Below are 23,166 nucleotides of genomic sequence, written 5' to 3' on the forward strand. Positions count from 1 at the left end.
CTGCCACCCGGTACGGCGGCCATTGCGGCATGGTATGGCCGAACCATTCGGGGAAATTTTCATGACAACACTCAATGTCGGGGCCGGACAGGCTTATGCGACGCTCGCCGCAGCGGTCGCCGCCTCGCACGATGGCGACGTCATCGCCGTGCAGGCCGGCACATACGTGAACGACTTCGCGATAGTCCGCACGAAGATCACCATCGAGGGCGTCGGCGGCATGGCGAACTTCGTCGCCACCCAGGCACCGCCTAACGGCAAGGGTATCCTCGTCACGGAGACGGACGTGACGGTCCGGAATCTCAGCTTCTCCGGCACCGCCGTGGCCGACGGCAACGGCGCCGGAATTCGCTATGAGGGCGGCAACCTGGTCATTATCGACAGCTATTTCCATGATAACCAGAATGGCCTCCTGGCGAATCCTGTTTCCAACGGCACGATCCGCATCACCGGCTCGGAATTCGACCACAACGGCACCGGCGATGGCTATACGCATAACCTCTATGTCGGCGAGATCGCGTCCCTGGTCATAGACGACAGTTACTTCCACGACGCCGTCATCGGCCATCAGATCAAGAGCCGTGCGCACTCCACCACCATTACCAATTCGCGCATCTACGATAACACCGGCACGGGCAGCTACAGCATCGACCTGCCCAATGGCGGTGTAGGCATCGTCAGCGACAATGTGATTCAGCAGGGCCTGAATACCGATAATCCCGCCATCATCCACTACGGCGGCGAAAGCGCGGCCTATGGCGGCTCCAGCCTCACCGTCACCGACAATGTGGTGGTGAACGACCGGACCAGCAGCGCGGTCCTGCTAAGCAATGCCACGACGGTCACCGCGAGCTTGTCGGGCAACGACATCTACGGTCTCACGTCGACCCAGATCGCCTCTGGTCCTGCGAGCGTCTCCGGCACGACCTTCCTCTCCACACGTCCGGCACTCGACACCAGCTCGCCCTGGCTCGGCGACACTTCCACCATCTTCGGCACCTCCGGACCCGACACGCTCGCCGGCACCGCCGGGGCCGACACGATGGCAGGCGGCGCCGGCAACGACACCTACATTGTCAACAATGCCGGCGATACGGTGATCGAGAAAAGCGGTGACGGAACGGACCGGGTCAACAGCTCCGTCAGCTTCAACCTGACCGGCCAGTATATCGAGCGGCTGACCTTGACCGGCAGCGGCAATATCAACGCCACCGGCAACTCGCTCGCCAACACCCTGACCGGCAACGTCGGCAACAACGTCCTCAATGGCAAGACGGGCGCGGACACGATGGCGGGCGGTGCCGGCAACGACACCTACACGGTCGACAATGCCGGCGACGTCGTGGTCGAGAATAATGGTGAAGGAACGGACCGGGTCGACAGCTCCGTCAGCTTCGACCTCAGCGGCCAATACATCGAACGCCTGACCCTGACCGGCAGCGGCAGCATCAACGCCACCGGCAACTCGCTCGCCAATACCCTCACCGGCAACGCCGGCAACAACGTCCTCGACGGCAAGACGGGCGCAGACACGATGACCGGCGGCGCCGGCAACGACACCTACACAGTCGACAATGCCGGCGACGTCGTGGTCGAGAAAAACGGCGGAGGGACGGACCGGGTCAACAGCTCCGTCAGCTTCAACCTGACCGGCCAGTACATCGAACGGCTGACCCTTACCGGCAGCGGCACCATCAACGGCACCGGCAACTCGCTCGACAACACGCTCGTCGGAAACGCCGACCGCAACTTCCTCAATGGCGGAACGGGTTCGGACGTGCTGACCGGCGGGCTCGGCGCCGATGTATTCGTCTTCAGAAGTGCCCTCGGCGCGTCCAACATCGACACGATCACCGACTTCAACGTCGCCGCGGACACGATCCAGCTCGACAACGCGGTCTTCACGGCCATCGCGGGCACCGGGACGCTGAGCCTGGCCCAGTTCGCCGCCAATGCCAGCGGCACGGCGCAGGATGCCAGCGACCGCGTCATCTACGAGACCGACACCGGCAAGCTGTTCTACGACAGCAACGGCAACGCCGCCGGCGGCGCGACACAGTTCGCACAGCTTTCTGCGGGCCTTGCGCTCACCGCCAATGACTTCTCGATAGTCTAGGGTAATGTCTCATAATTGGGTCTTCAGGAAATCGAGTGGGTGATTTTGGGTGGATTCGGTCTGCCGGCCAAGGGCTGGATTGAGAAGGCGCGGAGCGCTCGTCGTTGCGTCTGCCGGCAGGGCGATTGGCTGATCATGAAGTGATGAGGCCGGCGGATCTGTGGACGATCCGCTTCGCGGAGCGGCTGCCCTTCCCCCGCGTTCCGTGCCGTGAACGCCTGGTAACTTGGGAACGCGGGGAAATGCTCGACTTCGCCCACAGACCCGCCGGCCCTGCGGCAACCCCGATGAGCTGGGAAGCGGGAGAAGAGGACCCTGATCGCGGCGCGCGCTGCCGGCGCACTGCGAGGCTCAATGCCGCGGCAGCATGCGGGTGACGACCTTGAGGCGCAGATACTCCTCGTCCCGCAGGCCGTAGGCGCGCCGCTGGAAGACACGGATCTTGTTGCTGAGGCCTTGACGAAGCCGAGCGAGACCTTGTTCTCGGGCTTGCAGTAGGCGGCGATGCCGTCCCAGTGGCGCTCGATCATGTCGGCGAAGCGTTGTAGGGCTCCAGCCGCTGCCACGTGAGCTTGCATCGCACCTGTAGTCCCAGAGTTGGCCGAACTCCTCCTTCAGGAGGTAGGCGGTGTTGAGCCGCTTGTTGGCGGCCAGCAGCAAGGCGAGCGAGCGCCTGCCCTCCAGCGCGAGGTTGTCGTGACGCGACAGCAGGGTGTACTTCTGGCCCTTGATGATGCGCCGGTCCTTGCCGCTGACGCGGGCGTATTCGGCCTTGCATTGTCGAACAGGATCGCCGCCTGCGGCGCACGTCGGCCGGCGACAGTGCGGAACGGCTGACCGTGTCCCAGTCGAGCCGGAAGTCTCTGGCGACATCGCGGATCGATGCCTCCCGGCAGCGCCGCCCGACCTCGCAGGCGCAGCGCTGGGTGAAGTGCGGATTGTCGGCCAGAAAGTCCCGAGGCGCCGCTGCCGCTTCTTCTTGCCCATCCCTTAGCGTGACAAGAATCGGCGCCGATCAAAATCCAGAATCCACTATCTACCAGCGTCTCGCAGTGTTCCCCTTCCAGAGTCACCCACTCGATCCCCGGAAGAGGCTTTCTTGGTATCGACCGAGATCGCCGGCTGGCCGTTCCGCCGGAAGCGGGCGATACGTGCATTGATATGATCGAACTGGGCATAGCGATCGGGATGCTGGCAGCGCTCGCGGGTCTTCCAGCAGGGGCTGCTCGACCACGGCAGCCTTGCCGCCGCCGCCGCGCCGGACCCGCCCGCTTGGCCAGGCCGACGCCGCGCTGTCGAGGTCCCGAAGGCCGCGGCCGATCGTGCTGCGCGCAATCCCGGTCGTCTGGCTGACCACCGCAATGCCGCCGCGGCCCGCCGTTCGCGCCTCGCTGGCGGCAAACAGACGCAAAACGCGTTTCATCGAGGTGCGGCGCAACCGCCTCGTAACGCTGACGAATGCCCATCGTGTCGATCACGACGAGAGTCTACAACGCGCCTTGCCTTGCGATAGCAGTTCCCCGATTCTATTGATGCGTAATTCGCCGCGTCCCGATTCTTTTCTTCCGATTCTGTAATCTTGCACCAGGCCCTTAGCAGCAGCCTTCAGCTTGTGCATGCCGAAATCAAGTCGCTTGCATCAGGCAATTCATAGCCACTGAAGAGCTCGATGCCCTCGCCACCGAGTTCGACAGGTCGGCGCCATGCTCTCACGCGCGGCATGTTCACGCGACCGCACCTTGACGGTGCGCGTGTCGGCAAGGCACTCAAAGGCGCGCCCTCCCGTAGTGCCGACATTATCACTGCGACGGCACGTAGAAGGCCGCACCGCGGCTGAGATCGAAATAGGCGCCGGTGAAGGCTCGCAGCAGGGCCATCGCCTTCTGGATCTGGGCGGTTTCGGCATTGGCGACCAGCACGATGTCCTTGTCGCGCAAGGCGATGTTCTGGGCGGAAAAGTAGCCGCCAGACTGGGTCAGGTCGATGCGATAGATCATCCGGGTCTGCGGGCCGGTGAGGCCGCGCGTCTCGGCGGTCCGCACATAGGTGTCGTCGATGGCAGCGGAGTCCGCCTTCAACACGGCGCGCGCCAGCGGTGTCGGCTCGCTGCGCAACAGGAAGATGCCCGCCAGGCTGCCGTAGCTGTCGACGGTGCCGCCGGCGCGGGCGATCCCCTCCGCCAAGGTGACGCGCTCGGACTCCATGTTGTACTGGGCGACCTTGGTGACCGCGCCAAGCACCACGAAGGTCTTGGGATTGCGGACCAGGACGACATTGTCGTTGGGCCGAACGACGATGTTGTCTCGCGGATTCGCTAACACCTGCTGCAGCGGGATGGCGGCGACGGCGTTCCCGCGCATGACGCGAACATCCGTTTCGAGCGCGGGGAAGCGCGGCCCGCCAGCCTGGGCGATGACGTCGAGCAGCTTCTCGCCGCGCAGAGTGAGAAGGACGAGGCCGGCCTTGTTAACTTCACCGCCGACCGAGACGGCATTGGCGTTGTTGCTGAGCAGGGTGACGATGACCTGAGGCTGCACCGTCTGAGGCGCCAAGCGACGTGCGATCTCGTCGGCAGCTTCGCTCGGGGTGCGACCCGCTACACGAACGCGCCCCGCGAACGGAATAAGTATCTGGCCGCTGGGCTCGATGAGCTGGCCCGGCAAGGTTGTGGCCTGGGCCGACACAGAAGTCTGCGCCGTCGCCGCACCTGGCGCACCACCGCCGCTGCTACTGCCACCGCCGCCGAAGAGCGGCGTACCACCCGCCTCGTAGATGCTGACGCCGACCATGTCGCCGGGTTGCAGGGCGACGCTCGGCCGGTGGGTGTCGAGCTGGAAAGGCCGCGGGAATCCGTCGTACTTGTAATCCGACAGAGCGCGGACGACTGGTGGAGTGACTTTGACCAAGTAGACGTCGAGGTTTGGATCGGCCGTCCGCTCGACTTGTGAGGCCGTCGGGCCGGCGGAGGGCAGAGACGAGCATGCTGGCAGCGCAAGGGCGAGAAGGCAGATGACAATAAGCTTGGATGACGGCATGTGGTCAGGCACTCATGGCAACTGGGGACGGTCCTGGCTGGCGCCGCCCCGGCTGTCGCACGGTATGGAACAAAGGCGACATCAAGACATTCTTGTCCCTCACCCAAGCGCTCAAAGCCAGTGGAAACATCGACGCGGCCAAATAGTGTGACCGGACTCGAGCCCCATGAGAGCTTCAGCTCGTCGATGGCTCTCGACCCGCCAAGCCTGATCACAGCTCGCGATCGCCCGGCTTTGAGGATTGTAATGAACGGTTTGCTAGGGGTATATACTAAGGACATAGGCAATTCTGGTCTGCGTCAACCTGTTGAATTTCACCAAGACTGATTGACAGCTCCGGGCGCACAAGCGCTGCGTTTCTCACTGGCCATATCGTAGGGTCACGGAACAGGGAGATCCTTAAAGGCGTCCGCTCTTGTCCAGATGACGGTCGGTCATATTCTTGGGGCTGAGGTTAGCCCTCCAAATGGATTATTCAGCTTGAGCGTTTTGATGTTTGGCGGCTGGAGGGGCTACCTGAAAGCAGCCACAAATCCCAGATCACCCCATGTGCACGAGCGACAAACGCTGCCGAAGGACAGATTTCCGGCCGTGCTCGGCCGACGCTCTCCCAGCCTAGACCGGCGCGGTGGCAATGCGATATTCCGGTCGTCTATCGCCGACTGCCCCCTGAGCCGGGATGCAACGTCGTTCGCGAACGTCGCGACCAGCCCTGTCGATGGTGGTTCGCGCAGATGTAACATGATTGGCTGAGTATTTGCTTGTCGATCTGAAGGCGACATCGAACGAGGCCACGATGGATGAACGAGAATTTTACACCGCCATCGCGCGTAGCCTATATTGGGGATACATGAACGACAGGACCGGGACGCCCGGCCGGTGGGCCGACCTGGACAAAGGCGAACGGAAACTCTGGGAGCGCATGGCTCATCGCGCCATGCGCAGAGCTGCAGAACTCAGAAGCTCGGATCCGGTCGAAGATGAGTCGCGGCACGTCCCATAGAGATTCCCGGCCGGTTTGTGGCCGCATCGTGGCGAAATTGCGTCCGGACGGCATATTGCACGGCGTCCGGTCATCCAATGGCCCCAAACCATTGGAGTTGCGCACCGTGAAGTTCGAACGCGAGGGGGCTACGATCTCCATCCATCTCGCAGTTGCGAAATGAATCGAAGTCGAGACGGACATCTGTCAAAATGTGCCAGTTTCTGTAAGAGCGAACAAGGGTGGCCGCGAGCCCAAGGCGCGGGTGCGACCTGGAGGTGCTAGAATTGCAGGGAACAGTGAATTACCTGAAGCTCTACGCGCATTATTGTTTGCGCGGTCGGTGGCGCGACGCGCATAAGCTCGCGCTGATCGCCCAGTGCGAATATTTCGATAGCGATTACTACCTGGAAATGAACGCCGACGTGTTAGCGGCCAAGGTCGATCCGGTTATGCATTTCCTGGATTTCGGTGCGCAAGAAAAGCGCAATCCATCGGAATGCTTCGACACCACGCACTATCTTGCAAGAAATCCGGACGCTCTCGATGCGGGGATCAACCCCCTGCTCCACTACTTTCGCCAACGCCGCCGTGCCGAGTCGCTCGATGCGATTCGCAAGGTGGCGCGCCAGAACGTTCGTCGCCACCGCCTTCCTCGGCCACCTTCGCGCTATACTGCCGACTCGCGCAGCACGACGCCGCTACCTGGCCGTTACGTTGTCTACACTGCCGTGGTGGATGGCTACGACGATCTGGAGCCGCCGGCTTTTCGGCCGCCGAATTGCGATTTTGTCGCGTTCAGCGATCATTCGCTCGAGGTCCCGGGCTGGAAGGTGGTGCCCCTCAACTACCTTCACCACGACCCGACGCGCGCGGCACGCTTTGTCAAACTGCATCCTCATTTGTACTTTCCGGAATATAGCCACAGCGTCTGGATCGACGCCAACATCGGGGTCAACGGCGACGTCGGCGCCTTCTTCGACTGTCTGAGCGACGACATCCCGATGGGTGCCTTCGTTCATCCTCTTCGCAATTGCGTCTACGACGAGGGAACCGAATGCATCATACGCTACAAGGATCGGGAGGACGTGATCCTGCGGCAGCTTGCGCGCTACAGGGACATCGGGATGCCGGAGGCACAGGGGCTCTGGGAAACCAATTTCCTCCTTCGCCGGCATAACGCACCCAGCTGCATCAGCCTGATGAGCCACTGGTGGAGTGAGATCGAGACGGGCAGCCGGCGGGACCAGCTGAGCCTGCCGACCGTTCTGTGGCAGCGCTCGCAACAGCTCGCGCCGCTGGACACGGCGGGTGTCTGTGCGCGGCGACATCCGCTGCTTACCTTCAAGCCCCACCGACGGAATCGCAGGTTGCAGCCGCACGCGCCGGCTTGGCCAGGAGAACGTCCACTTCTCGAGAAATCCGCATCAGGTCCGATCACAGTAGCGATTTGCGTCCACAATGGCCTCGACGACGTGAAAAAATGCCTGGCGTCGGTTGCCCGTGCACATCGGGACGGTGATTGCGTCATCATCGTGGACGACGCCTCCGATGCGTCGACAGCCGCCTTCCTGACCCGCTTCGCCGCTGCACATCCATGGGTCGAGCTGATCCGCACTCCCCACAACGTTGGCTATACGCGTGCAGCGAACCTCGCCCTGAAGCGGGTCATCACCGATTGGGTAGTGCTGTTGAACAGTGACACCGTGGTGCCGCGCCATGCCTTGCGCAAGCTCGTCGCTGCCGGCGAGCGTTTCCCCCGCCTGGCCATTGTCGGTCCGCTCTCGAACGCGGCAAGCTGGCAGTCCGTGCCTGGCTTGACCGCGGCCGACGGGACGTTCTTCGTGAACCAGCTTCCGGCCAACCTTGTCCCCGAAGACATGGACAGGTTGTGCGAGAAGATCGCCCTGGATTTTGTTCCCTTCGTCCCATTGGTCAACGGCTTCTGCATGGCCATTCGCCGCGCGGCGCTGGAGGACATCGGATATTTCGACGAGGACAAGTTCCCGATCGGCTACGGTGAGGAAGATGATCTCTGCATAAGGGCGGCCAACGCTGGCTATGCATGCGGCATCGCAACAAATACCTATGTTTTCCATTCCAAGTCGGCGTCCTTCACCAAGGAGCGCCGGACGGTGCTGTCGGCGGCGGGCCGGGAAGTGCTCAATGCCACATACGGCGCGGACCGGTTGTCAGGCATGTCGTCGTATATGCTGAACCACCGCGCACTTCGCCTGCTGCGGCGCAGGTTCCGAGTGCTGCAGAACGAAGAAGCCAAGAAGCGCCGGAAGCAATCGAAGGAACGTCCCGCCGTGCATCCGGTTTTTCCCTCTGCGGTGCCCGCTCACTACGATGTTCGACCTGAAGTCCGATCCTAGGTCTCGGGACGCAGTGTGCCGCATCAACGAGCGCCACAACCCCTCGGGTCTTCGCCCCACAGTCGAGCGGGGTGACCGGCAACGCGCCGCTTGTTCAAACCGTGCGGTCAGATTTTCGCAACATGTGCACGTCACCGCGTTTGTCAGTCCGATGATGACTCGCAGTCCGACGTGTCCGGGGCGTTTGCTCTTGATTCGGTCCCCGCCTTCGCATTCGTCCTTGCCTGTATGATGGCTCTGCTGATCAATCGCTCCATAAGAGAGCATCTGGCCTGAGATTTGGAAGGCGGTGGATATGAGTAAGCGGGCGAGTCGCGATAAAAGCCACGAGAGCAGTACCAGCTGGTCGCTCGCTTCAGTGTGGAGAAGCCTGAAGGGGCCAACCGGCGCGGCCGAAGAACCCAGCGCAGGAAGAGCAGCCACTGCGGAGGGCGCCCACGCAGCTGCTGTAGAAGGTGCCCCCACAGCCCCTGCGGAAGGCACGAACAAGATTCAGCTGGAAGAAATGTTGCTGCTCCTTCACCGGACATATTCCACCGTCAGCGATTCAGCAATTTTTTCGGAGCGGCGGGGTGTGAGCTTTGAGGGTTGGGTAATTCTTCGTGAGATCGGGCCCGATGGGGGCACTGTTACTCAGATCATGAGGAAGCTGCGGATTTCGCGCCGGCGCGTCACCAAAGCCATGGCCGAATTGGCCGACCGCGGGTTGATTGAAGTTTCGCAGTCTGGCGAAGACCGCGGACCGCATGGCGTGGCCATCCTGCCAAAAGGCAGCGAGATGCTTTCGCAGATTCTGAGTCAACTGAAATCGCTGGACCACGCCGGCACCGAACGGCTCTTCGACCGGGACCGCCGCGTATTCAATGTCGTCTCGCGCGCGCTGTCCAACCGCAAGAAACCGGGCGCTGCCGACGCCAATCGTGAACCGGTCACTCGCGGTGGAGAATAGCTCGGACACATGATTGCCGCACTACCAATACCGACTCTCCCCGATCTGCGCAGCATGTTCTCACGGCAACTGCTGCCGCTGACGAGAATGAGCGCTTCCCCCCAGGCGGGCACATTGGATGGGCCGCTCTTTGCGGGTGTCGACAAGTTGCTGAGCGAACCCACCCACGTGTCACCCACACCGGTCGATGTCACGATAGAGGTCGAGATCGCTCGAGCGTTGGGCAACTTCGAGCACTTGACGGAGGGGGCACGTAGACTCGTGCACGATACACGATCCCTTGATCGAGCGATTACCGTCATTCTCTGCGACAAAGGCATCAAGACCTATCTCAGATCCTCGCTACAGACCGACTTCAAGGTCAAGCGCTTCAATCTCTTGCTCGAGGAACTGACATCATCATCCCACGCCACCCGCGCCAGGACTTCGTCCGCGATCGCGTCGAAGGTCAATACGTCGATAATTTCCCCTGTTGCCGCTTCTCTCAAGAGAAAGCCCGAAACGGGCACGGCCGCAAAGCCGTCCATCGTCCATGAGGGTCAAGCGCAGACTCTTTCGACCGCAGCGCGCGACATGCTCTCATCCTATCTCTCCCAGACATTTGCCTGCAAGGTTGGCACCGAGGAGCACCGCTGGAGCGTTGAGGCTCTGATTGGCGCTCTCGAAACGTACGAATCGGCAGCGCAGGTGCGGGCTGCTCTCAACGGGCTTTTCCAAACCGACCTCCGGTTTCTCCTGATCAAATTCGTGGAGCTGTCGGACAGCGGCAACGTGAGGTTCGTCCCGAAAGCACTCGCGATCCTGAAGATGTTCGCGATGCGGCTCTACGCACTGCTGAACGCAGTTCAATCGGCTGAAGCCATCGGTCGCTCACTGATCGAGACGCCGGCCCTGTTCGACGGGCTGCCGGAGGGAGAGCGACGGCGGCTGCACGATCTGCTCGCAAGATGCGCCCTACGTAGCGGACGTGCGCAAGAAGCCCTCGGAAAGTACCGCGACATCATCGCTCGGCATCCCGACGAAGTGGGTCCGCTGGCAAGCTACATTGCTGCCGTATATACGACAGACCTGAGGGAAGCGATTACCTATTCGAAACTCATCCTGTCCAACCAATACGCGGCATCCGACATCAGTCTCATTTTCATCGGCGATCTCCTGGCGCACAATGCCGAAGAAGATCTGGCGCTATCTGCCTTCCATAGAATTCTCCAGCGGCGCGTGGATTTCGCGGATGCGTATCTCGGCCTGGCCAATCTGGCCTTGGTCAAGGGTCAAACCGATACCTGGCAGATATGGCTCCGGCGGTTTCTCCAGTTCCACCGTCTGCCGGCCGTGCAATTTGGAAGCGAAACGGTGCCGGCCCCTTTCAGCATCGTGCCGCGAGCGTCGCAGAAGCGTGCGCTCTCTCCGAAGGTGTCCGTGATAATGACGTCGTTCAATTCCAGCGACACATTGGAATTGGCGGTTCGCAGTGTACTCGACCAAACGGTGTCGAATCTCGAATTGTTCATCGTCGACGATCGAAGCGAGGACAACAGCCGTGAGATCATTCAGGCACTTGCGAGCATGGATCCGCGGATCAAGCCCATTTTCAACGACCGCAACATGGGCACCTACGCATCGAAGAATCAGGCGATCCGTCAGTGCTCCGGAGATTTCGTCACATTCCACGATTCCGACGATTGGATGCACAGCCAGCGGCTCGAGAGCCATCTGAATGCCATGAAGCATGGCATCGCATGCAGCACGTCGAGCTGGATTCGCATGGATCGCACGGGACGGATCATCGTTCGTCGCGACGGACCCTACACCCACCTGAATCCGGCCTCGACGTTTTTCCGGAGGTCGGTTCTTGACCAGGTCGGAAGCTTCGACAGTGTGCGCACCGGCGCCGATTCGGAAATCCTGACCCGTATCCGCCATCGGCTGGGGCAGTCGGCCGTCACGCATCTGTCCGACGTTCTGGCGATCGGCCTTCATCACGAGGCGTCCCTCACCCAGTCGGGGGCCACCGCCTTTGACGAGCACCGATATTCTCCGGTCAGGCTGGAATACACCGAGGCATGGGTAAAGTGGCATATCGAGGTGCTTACGCGTGATCGAGGGGCGTTGAACCTGAACATCGCGCCCGAGGCGCGCCCTTTCGGCATTCCTCCCCAGATTGCGTCCTAGGCAACACAATTCCTCCGTCCGAAGCATCCCTCGAACGGATCTTGCGCACCGGCTTCGTGGCACCCCGCTTCTGCCCAAGCTGGCTTGAAAGGCCCGGATCAGCTAACAATGCATCTGAAGCTGATCGCGGACAGTCCATAGCCTGGAGAAACCTGCCCTGACCACCAACGACGCGTGGGCATCAAAAGCAGATCCTTGGATCGGCGGCGCGCTAGTTCTGAGGCCTACGATCAGCTTCAGCCGTGAAAGCGCGGCATGGATGATGATCCTCGCCAAGAATGAGGCCTAGCCGGATGGAACGCGATTCCAGTGTCATGAATTTCTTCTTCTGCATACCGCTCATGCCGAAAGCAAATGCGTCGGATTGGGAACAGGTCAGCAAGGTTTTCAATCAGACGCTGCGTTCACTCGATAATCAGACGAACAAGTCTTTCCAGGTATTGCTCGCGGCGCAGGATATGCCCGAGATTGCTCCGGACCTGAAGCTCGACGTTGTCCATCTCACGCCACACTGGACCGTGGAAAATCTTACAAACGCCAAGCTGAGAGACAAGCGTTGGAAACGAACCCTCTTGCTCCGCGCTGTCCGCGAGCGCGGAGGCGGGTACGTCATGATGCTCGACGCGGACGACTTGGTGAGCAACCGACTGGTGGACTATGTCCTGAAGGATGGGGACCCCAATGGTTACATCGCCGAGACTGGCTATGCGTACGATTGGAAGGCCAATCTGATCGCACCAATTCCAGGAGTCTGGGGAAAAGGGTTCGACGGTGTCTGCGGTAGCTGCTCCGTCATAAACTTCACGCTGAACGATCTCCCGCCCTTGCGAGGAGGAGACGAAGCGGCAGACTACTTGGCCAAGCACCTCAAGGAGCATTCGGGGTGGAAGCACGTGATGCGTGAATTCGGACGCCCTTTGAAACCCCTGCCCTTTCCCGCAGCAATCTACGTGCTCAATCATGACAACAATCTGCATTTTTCGATCGCACAGCATCGGCAGGCTTCTCTGCCGCGCAGGATCGAGGCGCGGAAGGTTCCTCTGACCCCAGCCTTGATAAAAGAGTTTGCCCTTCCGCGGCCATCGAGTTGACGGCTCAACTCGGTCAAGCGTCCTGCTATTCGAGGTCTCCAGCGTTGCGCCCATCGATCGGGCGGCATTGCGTATGCCCCCGGAGAAGAAAACGTCGACCAAGCCTTCCTTCAACATGGGCGCGAGGCCGGCACTTCGTCACGGGGCCTAACGCGAAAAAACCTCGAGCCCGAGATCGACGTGCTTCAGGCTCGTCGCAATACGCCCGCTGCCCGCATTCGATGGAATATTTGGCCATTCGGTGCCCGGGAGCGTCACTCCTGTCGACCCGCCGAACGGACCAAACGTTCGCGCGCGAATCACGTTCGTGGATTTCCACGCTATCGAGAATGATTGGATTCGGGACGTCGCCATAGAGGGCTATACCGCCACCATCGGCTTTGGGAGGACCGCATCCGGAACTTCAGCGCAACGGATGAAGATCGGTGCCTCGCCCGAGATCGAACGTCATGGCGCCTTGCCGATCGCCATATCGATAGACGGCCAGAACGTTCTGGTCTCGGATTCGGAGCTGTCGGGCGGCTCCGACATCACGTGGCGACCCAGGGTTTCGCCCCCGGCCCCAACGTCGTGCACAATTGCAAGGCAGTTGGCGATCGGGTTTCAGCCCAGGTTCATCAGCGTTGGGCCACAGGCCGAACACGCCGTTTGCAAACCCAGGCAAGCTTGTCGGCGACGACCCGGGCTGATAGAATTATGGACGTTCGCGCGAGACCATCTCAGGAGGCGTGACCTACGTGAAACCTGGGCAGGTTCCGAATTCGTGCTGTTGATGGCACCCGTTATCTTTCCGCCAGACCAGGAATTTTGGACCAGCAGATCTTGCGGGACCGGGAGCACGTTGCAAATTCTGCAAGCATCATCGGGTAATGAGCTTTTCCCATACCCAGGTGGACTGCAGCAATCTGCTCGCGAGCGATGATAGTTCTATGGGACAAGACTGCGGCACAATGAATTTTTTCTTCTGCATTCCGCTGATGCCGAAAGCAAATGCGTCGGATTGGGGACAGGTCAGCAGGGTTTTCAATCAGACCCTGCGTTCGCTCGACAATCAGACGAACAAGTCTTTCCAGGTATTGCTCGCGGCGCAGGATATGCCCGAGCTCGCCCCAGACCTTAAACTTGACGTTGTCCATCTCGAGTCGCGCTGGACCGTGGAAGATATTGCAAGCGCCAAGCTAAGGGACAAGCGCAGGAAACGAACCCTCTTGCTCCGCGCCGTCCGCGAGCGCGGCGGCGGGTACGTCATGATGCTCGACGCGGACGATCTGCTGAGCAACCAACTGGTTGGCTATGTCCTAGAAGATCGAGACCCAAACGGTTACCTGGTCGAGACCGGCTATGCCTACGACTGGAAAGCCAACTTGATCGCGCCAATTCCTGGGGTCTGGGGGAAAGGCTTTGACAATGTCTGCGGCAGTTGTTCGGTCATAAATTTTAGGCCGGATGATCTTCCGCCATTGCCAGACGATGACGGAACCGTGGACTACCTGTCCAAGCATCTAAACCAGCACTCGCATTGGAAGCACGTGATGCGTGAGGCCGGGCGACCATTGAAACCGTTGCCCTTTCCCGCGGCTGTCTACGTGCTCAACCACGACAACAATCTGCATTATTCGCTGGCGCACAATCGCCAGGATGCGATCCCGCGCAAGATCAGAGCGCGCCAGATTCCGCTAAGCCCAGCCTTGGTAGAAGAGTTTTCCCTTCCGAGCCCGCCGGCTCCCCTTGCCGCGTCAACAGCAAAATTGAGCGTTCCCATGTTCCAAGATATTTCGGATACACTCGTGCCTTTGCTGCGAGAGAAAGGCCTCGATGGCCATCTCGGAAAAATTTGGGTGTATAATGACAAATGCCTCGTGGCGAGCTTTGTCCACAAGGATGTGAAGTTTGCTTTTGACTTTACGCCATCAGAAAAGGGGCTGGTTTCCGTCGATATCGTCGAAAAGCGACACAAATCAGACTTCCGAGTGACCACTGCCGGCAACGGCAAGGAACGAATTGCACAGGATTTGCCGTTGGGCGAAGCGCTTGACCTGCTTCTTGCCAGGGCGCTCCAGGTTTTTTCTGCAGTCGATCGCCACTCTGCTTCAGCCAAATCGGTCCCGGAGGCTGAGGTCCCGCCTAAGGATGCACTGCCTCTCGGCACAGAACGGGAGACCCGCTCGATGAAAATCGGTGTATTGACCCTGCCGTTCAACGCAAATATCGGCGGCAACCTGCAGGGATATGCGCTGATGGAGGTTTTGAGGCAACTGGGGCATCAACCCGTACTGATAAATAGACGAAAGGCCCCGAAAGATGTCCGTGTCGATGCTGCTGCCATCGCGCCGGATGACGAAGTGCCTCTGATATCGGATATCATGCCGATAAGCCACGCGCCGAATCGCGCTTTTCTCGAAGAGCACGCTACTCCCATATCGAGAGAATTTCATTCGACGTCCCAGTTAAGCATGAATATCAGCCGGTACGGCTTCGATGCGATTGTCGTTGGAAGCGACCAAGTCTGGCGACCGAAATATGCGAAATCCGTCTTGCCCGATTTCTTTCTCAGCTTTCTTCCGGAGGACGACAATAAGGTCAAAAGGATCAGCTATGCAGCGTCGTTCGGGACTGCCGACTGGGAATACGATGACGCGAAAACCCGTATGATTGCTCCCCTGATCGCGCGCTTCGACGCGGTATCGGTCAGGGAGGACAGTGGCGTCATGCTGTGCAGGGACCGTCTTGGTGTCGACTCTCAGCACGTCCTTGACCCAACCATGCTGCTGACAACTGACCACTACGTCCGCCTGTTCTCGTCCAAGGAGCGACATTCCAACAAGGGCCAACTTCTGGCGTACGTCCTGGACCGCAACGAGGACAAGGTTCGCATTATCGATGCCCTGTCGAGAAGGCTTTCCGTCAACGCCTTTTCAACGAACGGGCAACCTTTTCACGCGGCGAACCCCGCAGGCAGTGGAGAGGGCGACAAATCGGTCGAAGGCTGGTTGGCAGCAATCCACGATGCCTCCTTCGTCGTGACGGATTCTTTCCACGGCACGGTGTTCTCGATACTCTTCAACAAGCCTTTCATGGCGTACGGCAATCCTAAACGAGGATTGGCTCGCTTTACTTCGCTGTTGAAGATGTTTGGATTGGAGGATCGACTCGTGGTCAAGCCAACTGAGGTCGATGTCGAGAGGATGCTTCGGCCCATTGATTGGGATGCTGTCGGCAAGCGCCTTGAAAGGCTCCGCGCCGATTCCAGGCGGTTTCTGTCGTCGGCGCTGTCTGGCGCTATCGGTTCGCGCAAGCCGTATTTGCCGCCGAATGCGGCCCTGGGCGAGAGCACCGCTGTCGATCGGCCTGCCTTTACCGCCAGCAATGCGGCTTGGGCTGTCGCCTCGCACAAGGATTTCATCGAACTTGCGGTAGCGCCTGGCGGCTCGATCCGCGGGAATCTGGTCTGGTGCGATCTTCCCTGCCCCATTCTGAAGGCGGCTCCCTACAGGTTCACGATCAATTGGACGGTGCGGACCACGGCGCGCGCGGTCATTCTGTACGTCAGGAACAAGGCGACCCGCAAATTCCACCCCATCGGAACCGTTGCAATCAAAGGGGCGTCAAATGCATTGCGCACCGATTCGTTCGACTTCAGCGTGCCGGAGGATGGCTTCACTCAGTTCATGCTGGGGGCCGTACACTTCACCGGGGAGCGCGCGGGCGCAGAGATCGCCGGCATCACGGTGCAGAAGCTGCCGACTGTCTCGGCAAAGCCTGCCAAAGAACCTTCAAGCTATGCCAAGAATGCAGAGAAGCTGGCTTTGAAGGACAATGAACGATACGTCCACGCGCACGAGCAATCTTCCGCCATCAGCGGCGCCCGAGCCCGTCTGATGTATCACACGCACGCAATTGAAAAGGGCCTGAGTCACGCTGACTTCCGAGGGGGTTTCGGCAAGGGTGCGATTCAAAAGCTGGCTAACGAGATGCAGAGTTGGCTCGCAGCGGCGCACCCGACGGAGGATCAGTTTTTCAAGGCAGCAGCATCGGTGATGCACGTCTATTTCGAACGTCACAAGGCGTTGGGCGTCGAGGTTTCCGAGCAGGAGGGATTTTTTCCCCCTTCGCTCCTGGACCTGATCGCCAAGGCTGACGACAAGCAGGGCGGCGTCCTGCCTATGACGTCGGTGCGTGAGGCGACAAGAGTGGAAACCAATCAGGATCGCAGTTTCCTGGAGGTCGTCTACAGCAGGCGAAGCGTTCGCGAATTCACGTCTGAACCGGTCCTCAACGAAGATATCGAGCGTGCGGTTCAGATCGCCCAGCTCGCGCCCTCGGTCTGCAACAGGCAAGCCCCGCGTGTGCACCTTTTCGAGGATGCAAAGATCATACGGGCTGCGGTTGATCTGCAGCGTGGCTTCCGTGGGTACAAGATGCCTCCCAAGCTCCTGTTGGTCACCTGCGATTTAACCGCTTTTCTATCGCCGAATGAACGCAACCAAGGCTACATTGATGGTGGTCTGTTCATGATGTCGCTGCTGCTGGGCCTGCGCCAGGTGGGGCTCGGATCCTGCAGCCTCAACACGGCGATGAATCCCGACCGTGAAGAGGCAATCCGCGAAATCCTGAAGATTCCCGAAACCGAAATTTTCATCTCCTTTGTTGCCGTTGGCCACTACGATCCGGCCGTCCTGACCCCGATATCAATACGTTTGCCCGTGAGCGAAGTGCTGGTGCAGCACAGCGCCGCCGGCGCCCACTGATATGGAGGTGACAAACGGGCTGAGGCCCTTTGAAGGCGTCGCGAGCATTTGGATGGGCGGCGATCTGCATGGGCCGCAATTCCATGCAGCGCTGTACTGAGGGGTCCCCTGATCGTCCCTCGCGATGGAACGCGTAAGGAATCGGAGCTATCACCTGGCTCAATTGAGGACAGGCCCTGGTCTTCCAATTGCAGCAGGATGCCACCGGCGAGGCGTCGCCGGCGAAGGCGATATTGCTATGACTCTATTGGTTTGCCGGAGGCTATTCTGTCTATGAGAATGCCGGATTCTCTGGCTGCATTTATCAGCTTATGTTCGAGCTCTACCGAGCAGGAGGCTTTTGGGCCGAGACATAGCTTCTCGATGTGCAAATCCGCCATGAGTTGCATCAAGCATCCAACTTGTGTGTGATTGGTGATCCGGGCCAGGTTGGGAACGCTTGGAATAGTCGAAATGGTCGGTCGGTACGCCCCCCAGAAGGGAGCGATGTCCGGCACGAGTCGCACCATCAGATCATGGCCATTTGACTGTTCGCCTTTATCTCCGTCGCCCAAATGAAGGATTTTGGCTCTGGTATCGGCCGCCACACGACGGGCATCCAGTTTTGCACGCACCGCTTTCAGCGGATCGTGAGCAATGAATTCTCCCACAAGAGCCCTATATCCCGGATGCAGCCGCTCCAACGACAGCTGTGCCGCCGCGACGAGCTTTTCGCGCTGCCCCCCGAATGATCCCCCTCCCCTGTGCCACACGAAAACATTGGTGGCTGCGACGTTCCGCCAACCCTTTTCAGCGGCGCGGCGGCAAAAGTCGTTCTCCTCGCCGTAACCGAGCCCGAATTGCGCGGCGTTGAAGGCACCTATCTCATCGATGCACGTACGCTTGATGGCCATGCAGAATCCAATGCCGGTCGGCAGTTCCACCGGCTTTTGATTCGCACGGGCGCAGATTTCGTCCAGCGCCGCGAAATCGAGGCCGGTTCGCGCGTTTTCGCGCAGCGTGACGGGGTAGCTGAGAATGGTCGCTGCGTTTGACAGCGGCGTCGCCGTCGCAATGGCCGGGGCTCCGTGCAGGACCGCCAGCAACCTGCCGAGCCAATCGCCAAAAACCTGGGTATCCGAGTTCAGGAGAACCACATCGCGATTCTCGTGCAGCAGAAGGCCGCGATTGGCGGATCGCACGAAGCCGAGGTTCGAATCGTTGACGAGCAGGGACACCAGCCCCCGCTCGGCCAGCTGCCTCAGTTCAGCGGCCAGCACCGCATCCGGAGAGGCGTCGTCCACGACGATCAATTCGAAGGGCTCCGTCACGTTTGCTGCCAGGACGCTGTCGATGGCGCGCATTGTCAGGGGCCGATTGCCGTAAACCGGCATGACCACGTCGACCCTTGCCCCGTGCCTGCGCGGCCGCGGCCGCTCGAGAATCTGTCGCAAGCTCGGCGCAGAGATCGAGGCGTCTTCGGGATGATCCGCCGCCGCCGTACCTCCCCGCCCCTCGTGCCGCCCGAAGCGGCAATAGTGTGCAAAAGGTTCGTATCCCTCGGCCACGATGTCGGGATTGCTCTGCCGATAATGTGCCGGAGAAAAGTCGGCACGCGGCTCCCAGCCTCGAGGGGAGCCAACCCTCAGATAATGAAATAGGGCAGCATCCTTCGAGCTGAACCGCCGCCCGGCAAAACGCTCATAGTGTGCCAGGTCAAAATTCCGGGCCGCCGCAGAAAACGTGGTGTCATCGAGTCCGGCGCGATGACAGGCGCGCTGGGCCAGGACCGGAAGCAGTCTCCCGATCGTGGCGACGGCCACACGACCACCGACATCCCCAGGTGAGGGCCAGGGGGCCTTCATCTAGCGATTGACCCACTGCGACCGCATATCGCTGAAGGCCTTGAGCAAGTCCATCGGGCGGTTGGCCAATTCCAACGGCAGGAGATGGCCGCGTCCAAGCGCCCGCAGCCGCTCCGCCGGTGCACCGATATCGAAGGCGACAATCGGAAGACCGCGCCGCAGCGCAGAAGTCAGGACAAAGGACCACGTCTCCGGCCATATCGAGGGAAAAAACACGATGTGCGGGTCCGCTATGTTGATCAGGCCGTCGAGATCCACCTGCTTATAGAAACCCGTAACCTGTACTCCTGCAAGCTGGAGGCGCCTTGCGTCCGCCCCGTCGCCGATCAGCTTGAAGGTAAGCAGCTTGTCACTCGATGCTGCCTGATGCGCCAGGCTCGCGAGCACATTCGCCCCTTTCGGGACACTCAACGCACCGATCGAAAGCACTCTCAACGGCTCATCCACGGCAAGACGGGGCTTGCGTTCGGCGGGAAGCCTGTCATCGCCTTCAGGTCGCCAGACCGAGATCCGGCTCGCCGGCAGGTGCAACTGCAGGCGTGCGCCCAGGTCGGCACTGGGAACAATCAGCTGGCTGGCCCCCTCCAGGAAGGCCAGGAAATCGCGCCGCCAACTGTGAGGATCGAACCCCTTCACCTCCGAGCCGTAGTTCGCCGTGCAGACGGCACACGCTTCGGGCGGGGCCGTGTCACAGAATTCCGACATGCCGGTGACCATGTTCACCCGCGGACAGAGGGCATAATAATCATGCAGGATTACCTCATACTCGCATTCCAGCATGCGACTGAGGTTTTTGATCCAGTTCAGCACCTCTGGCGGACGATCTATGACGTGATTGACGACCAGGCGCACGATGCGCCTGCTTCGGCAATATTCCGCCAGCTCAGTCAGGCCGCGTGCAAGATCGAATACGTGCGGGTGCACCGAGCCGGTACTCTCGACGATTTCATCCAGCGCGCCCAGAGCCTGCCCTCCCGGCAACGCCCGCAGGCGAAACACATTGAAATTCAGCTCCCGTTCATACTCCTCGAAGAGAGCCAGGAAGGTGCCACTTCCTCCTCCTCTTGCGTGGTGAATCGTCAGGACTCCTTCCAGATCCGGATTCCACTTCAGATTCCGGCGCCGTTCGACCAATTCGTGGCAGGGCATGCCGGCACGGTTCGATCTTGCGTGCAGCAGAAGTGGATCCACATTCCGGGGAAGGCCTGGATTTCGGCGGCCAAAAAACGAGGGATCGAATCCCGCGGAGGGAGCCCTCCCCTCGCGCCAGCCCAGTATCGCATAATGCAACAGCGGATCCGACGAAACCTGGCGTTCCCGAGAGGTGCCGGCGAACTGCCGGAGGTAAAACGAACCGTCGAATCCAGGCCGTATTGCCGCAATATGCGATCGCTTCACCAGCCTTAACATCCACCTTGTGATGGCACCCGAAACCGGGGCGAACACGATCGTCTCGATGAAGACAAGAGCGAACAGGAGGGCGAGACGAACGCCAGCTTCCCGGGCGACCTTGGTCCTTCTGGACAACGGCGTGCCGGTCGGCTCGTACCGCGAGGGCGTCGAATACCAGTCATTGAGCACCGGATGACGCCAGAAAGGACGCCGGCCGGCGGCTTCCTTTCGGACAGCCGCTTCACTCCTGCTACCGAACATCATCAACGAGCGTCACGGGAATGCGCGTCCGGCCCTTCGTTCGACACGGTTGGTAGACCGGACATGTTCCGATCCTTGCTTCGACCGCAAGGCGGCTCGCTCGCCGAGGAACTTGGATCGAATTCGAAGGTCGGAGGATCCAGGGCGAGGTTGGCCCCATAGTACCGATCAGGAACCGTCAAGTGCCACCATTTGAGGACAAAATTCCGAGCGGCATCGGAGTTACCGGAGGAGTCGTGATATCCCAAGTGGTAAAGCGATACTGAAGGCGTGTAAACATTTCGGCGGCCTTGCTGCACCATCTTCAGGCATAGATCGAAATGGCAGAATGGCGATGGTATCGCCGGATCGAAACCACCCGCGGCGGAAAAGGCGTGGTTCGAAACCATCATGCAGGCCGGGGATACAGCCAAATAGTTTCGCGCGATGCTGGAGCTTCCCCAATAACCCCAGTCGGACATCGGATAGCCCTGCCGAACGTGACGTGGAAAACCCGCGCAAAAGACAATGCCGACGTGCCGAATCGTGTCGTCCCCGAACAGGAGTTTAGCACCGACGGCTCCAATCCCCGGCCGTTGCGCATAACGCAACATGTTCTGGAGCCAGTCGCCGGCGATTGGGCGAACGGTGCAATCGACGAAAACGAGATAATCGCCTCCAGCCCGCGCGGCTGCTTCATTGAGCCGGTCGGCGTCCTCGCCCGCCGCTCTCGCCAGGATGATTTCATAATTGCGATATGTCGTTTTCGATCGGATGGACTCGATACACGCTTCCGCTTCACCGCCAGAGCTGTCGCCGGCGGTCCCTGGCCCGTTCGCATCCCACACGACCACAGACACCCGCGGAGCACCGTCCACGTCGCGTCTCATCTCGAACCAACCCCTGACTCGCCGTTCGACGACCGTCCCCTTGTCGCCGCCTCGCGACAGCCGATCCTCGAGCGCGCGCATCGCGGCCGCGATTACATAGTCCTTCTTGTCGATCGAAACAGCGACGGAACCCGGCACCGCTCGCCAATGGTACAGGATCTTGGCCACATGCCGGATATTCTGCGCCTGCTCCGTATAGCGAAGAGCGAAATCGTAGTCTTGCGCTCCAGAATACTCCGACCGGAAACCACCAATGCGTCGCGCGAGATCTGCACGATAGCAGGTCAGGTGACCGAGATACATGTACGATTCCAGGTTTTCCGGCGACCAGGCCGGCTTGAGGATCGGCTCGTACCGGACGTCGTCGATGCTGATGAGATCCTCGTTCGAGTAGAGGAAATCGATCCCGCCATCCTCGTTGAGCGCCTTGGCGAACTCGAAGAGAGCATTCGGCGCGAGCTCGTCGTCATGATCCAGCAGGCACATGAAGTCGCCGGTCATGAGGGCCATGGCATCGTTGGTCGCCCGCGCGATATGGCCGTTCGTCTGTCGCGTCACGACCTTGATGCGGGGATCGGCGCGGCGGTAGGCATCGAGCACAATGGAGATATGCGGTGCGGCCGAATTATCGTCGCAGATACAGAGTTCCCAATTGTCGTATGCTTGCGCGATGACTGAGTCGATCGCCTTGCGCAGCCAGCGCTCCGGCGTGTCATGCACGGGCATGACGATCGAGAACTTGGGCCGGGACGACAACTCTCCTGCCACCTGCGCCAGAGCGCGCAGGCCGTCGGGCGTCCAGGAATCGTGCTGCGCGACCCAGGGCGCATAGGCCTTGTCGGCAACCTCCCCGCCCAGATAGAGCTTCATCCAGGCCCAGAGCGCGCCGACCCCATGAACCCGGGCGTGAAAGACCGCCGCGCGCAGCGCCTTGACAGGCGAAAGGCCTTCGCTGCGGCAATAGCGTACCATCTGGCAGACAAACACTTCCAGCCAGCCGACTTCCTGAGCCTCGATCGGTCCGAGCACGAAGGCTCCCGCGCCCTTGATCGGTTCATAGCGCAGCGCCAGAACCGCCTCCGGCAGACGAACGATGAGGCGCACCTTGCCATCGGATGTCCGCGGGATGCGCACGCTGGTGGCGTCGCGGAAACCTTCACCACCGTCGGCACGCATCCAGCCGAAAGCGGAGTCGCCGTCCGTCACCTCGATATCGATGGCAAGCCGCACCCAGCCCGACGGAAAGGCGGGGCGCGACGACGACAGGTCGATCGCCGGCAGCGCCCCCGTGGCGCGCCACGCACCGGCCCGCGGCTCCATCTGAACGTC

Annotated in this window: 13 protein-coding genes; 7 read left to right on the forward strand and 6 right to left on the reverse strand. The window is 60.5% G+C overall.

Annotated features, from left to right (window positions below; genetic code table 11):
* Positions 1–61 precede the first annotated feature (61 nt).
* Positions 62–2,116, forward strand: coding sequence for a calcium-binding protein (locus tag ACQY8M_RS29165; RefSeq protein WP_428663312.1), 2,055 nt, complete (start codon positions 62–64; stop codon positions 2,114–2,116).
* Positions 2,117–2,467: 351 nt separating this feature from the next.
* On the opposite strand, the gene ACQY8M_RS29170 is transcribed toward ACQY8M_RS29165, so the two are convergent.
* Both ACQY8M_RS29170 and ACQY8M_RS29175 read right to left on the reverse strand, forming a co-directional pair.
* A complete protein-coding gene (locus tag ACQY8M_RS29170) occupies positions 2,468–2,989 on the reverse strand; it encodes a transposase (protein ID WP_428663315.1) in 522 nt (173 codons plus the stop codon).
* A 159-nt stretch (positions 2,990–3,148) separates the two neighbouring features.
* A complete protein-coding gene (locus ACQY8M_RS29175; protein WP_428663318.1) occupies positions 3,149–3,517 on the reverse strand; it encodes an ISAzo13-like element transposase-related protein in 369 nt (122 codons plus the stop codon).
* Between ACQY8M_RS29175 and ACQY8M_RS29180 the strand changes: the two genes are divergently transcribed.
* Positions 3,439–3,693, forward strand: a complete 255-nt coding sequence (locus tag ACQY8M_RS29180; RefSeq protein WP_428675622.1) for a hypothetical protein — start codon at positions 3,439–3,441, stop codon at positions 3,691–3,693. The genes ACQY8M_RS29175 and ACQY8M_RS29180 overlap by 79 nt on opposite strands.
* Before the next feature lie 222 nt (positions 3,694–3,915).
* On the opposite strand, the gene ACQY8M_RS29185 is transcribed toward ACQY8M_RS29180, so the two are convergent.
* Complete coding sequence (locus tag ACQY8M_RS29185; protein WP_428663320.1) at positions 3,916–5,022, reverse strand: polysaccharide biosynthesis/export family protein; 1,107 nt, start codon at positions 5,020–5,022, stop codon at positions 3,916–3,918.
* A gap of 1,410 nt (positions 5,023–6,432) precedes the next feature.
* Here ACQY8M_RS29185 and ACQY8M_RS29190 point away from each other — a divergent pair.
* From ACQY8M_RS29190 to ACQY8M_RS29210, 5 genes are all read left to right on the forward strand, one after another.
* Positions 6,433–8,511: a glycosyltransferase gene (locus ACQY8M_RS29190; protein ID WP_428663323.1), complete on the forward strand. Its 2,079-nt coding sequence runs from the start codon at positions 6,433–6,435 to the stop codon at positions 8,509–8,511.
* 295 nt (positions 8,512–8,806) lie between these two features.
* On the forward strand, positions 8,807–9,460 hold the full coding sequence (locus tag ACQY8M_RS29195; protein ID WP_428663325.1) for a MarR family winged helix-turn-helix transcriptional regulator: 654 nt from the start codon (positions 8,807–8,809) through the stop codon (positions 9,458–9,460).
* Positions 9,461–9,469: 9 nt separating this feature from the next.
* Positions 9,470–11,632, forward strand: coding sequence for a glycosyltransferase (locus ACQY8M_RS29200; protein WP_428663328.1), 2,163 nt, complete (start codon positions 9,470–9,472; stop codon positions 11,630–11,632).
* Between the two features lie 293 nt (positions 11,633–11,925).
* Complete coding sequence (locus ACQY8M_RS29205) at positions 11,926–12,723, forward strand: glycosyltransferase family A protein (protein WP_428663331.1); 798 nt, start codon at positions 11,926–11,928, stop codon at positions 12,721–12,723.
* Between the two features lie 950 nt (positions 12,724–13,673).
* On the forward strand, positions 13,674–17,471 hold the full coding sequence (locus ACQY8M_RS29210) for a polysaccharide pyruvyl transferase family protein (RefSeq protein WP_428663334.1): 3,798 nt from the start codon (positions 13,674–13,676) through the stop codon (positions 17,469–17,471).
* Between the two features lie 236 nt (positions 17,472–17,707).
* Here ACQY8M_RS29210 and ACQY8M_RS29215 read toward each other — a convergent pair whose 3' ends face one another.
* From ACQY8M_RS29215 to ACQY8M_RS29225, 3 genes are read right to left on the reverse strand one after another with little or no spacing between them, the layout of a single operon-like run.
* Entirely contained in the window at positions 17,708–19,273 is a 1,566-nt protein-coding gene (locus ACQY8M_RS29215; RefSeq protein ID WP_428663337.1) for a glycosyltransferase family 2 protein, read from the reverse strand.
* A gap of 42 nt (positions 19,274–19,315) precedes the next feature.
* A complete protein-coding gene (locus tag ACQY8M_RS29220) occupies positions 19,316–20,971 on the reverse strand; it encodes a glycosyltransferase (protein ID WP_428663340.1) in 1,656 nt (551 codons plus the stop codon).
* Positions 20,971–23,157 (reverse strand): glycosyltransferase family 2 protein, encoded by a 2,187-nt coding sequence (locus ACQY8M_RS29225; RefSeq protein WP_428663342.1) that lies wholly within the window; start codon positions 23,155–23,157, stop codon positions 20,971–20,973. Before ACQY8M_RS29225 ends, ACQY8M_RS29220 begins: the two co-directional genes overlap by 1 nt.
* Positions 23,158–23,166 lie beyond the last annotated feature (9 nt).

Origin of the sequence: Reyranella sp. (genome assembly GCF_965279465.1) — a bacterium.
GTDB lineage: Bacteria > Pseudomonadota > Alphaproteobacteria > Reyranellales > Reyranellaceae > Reyranella.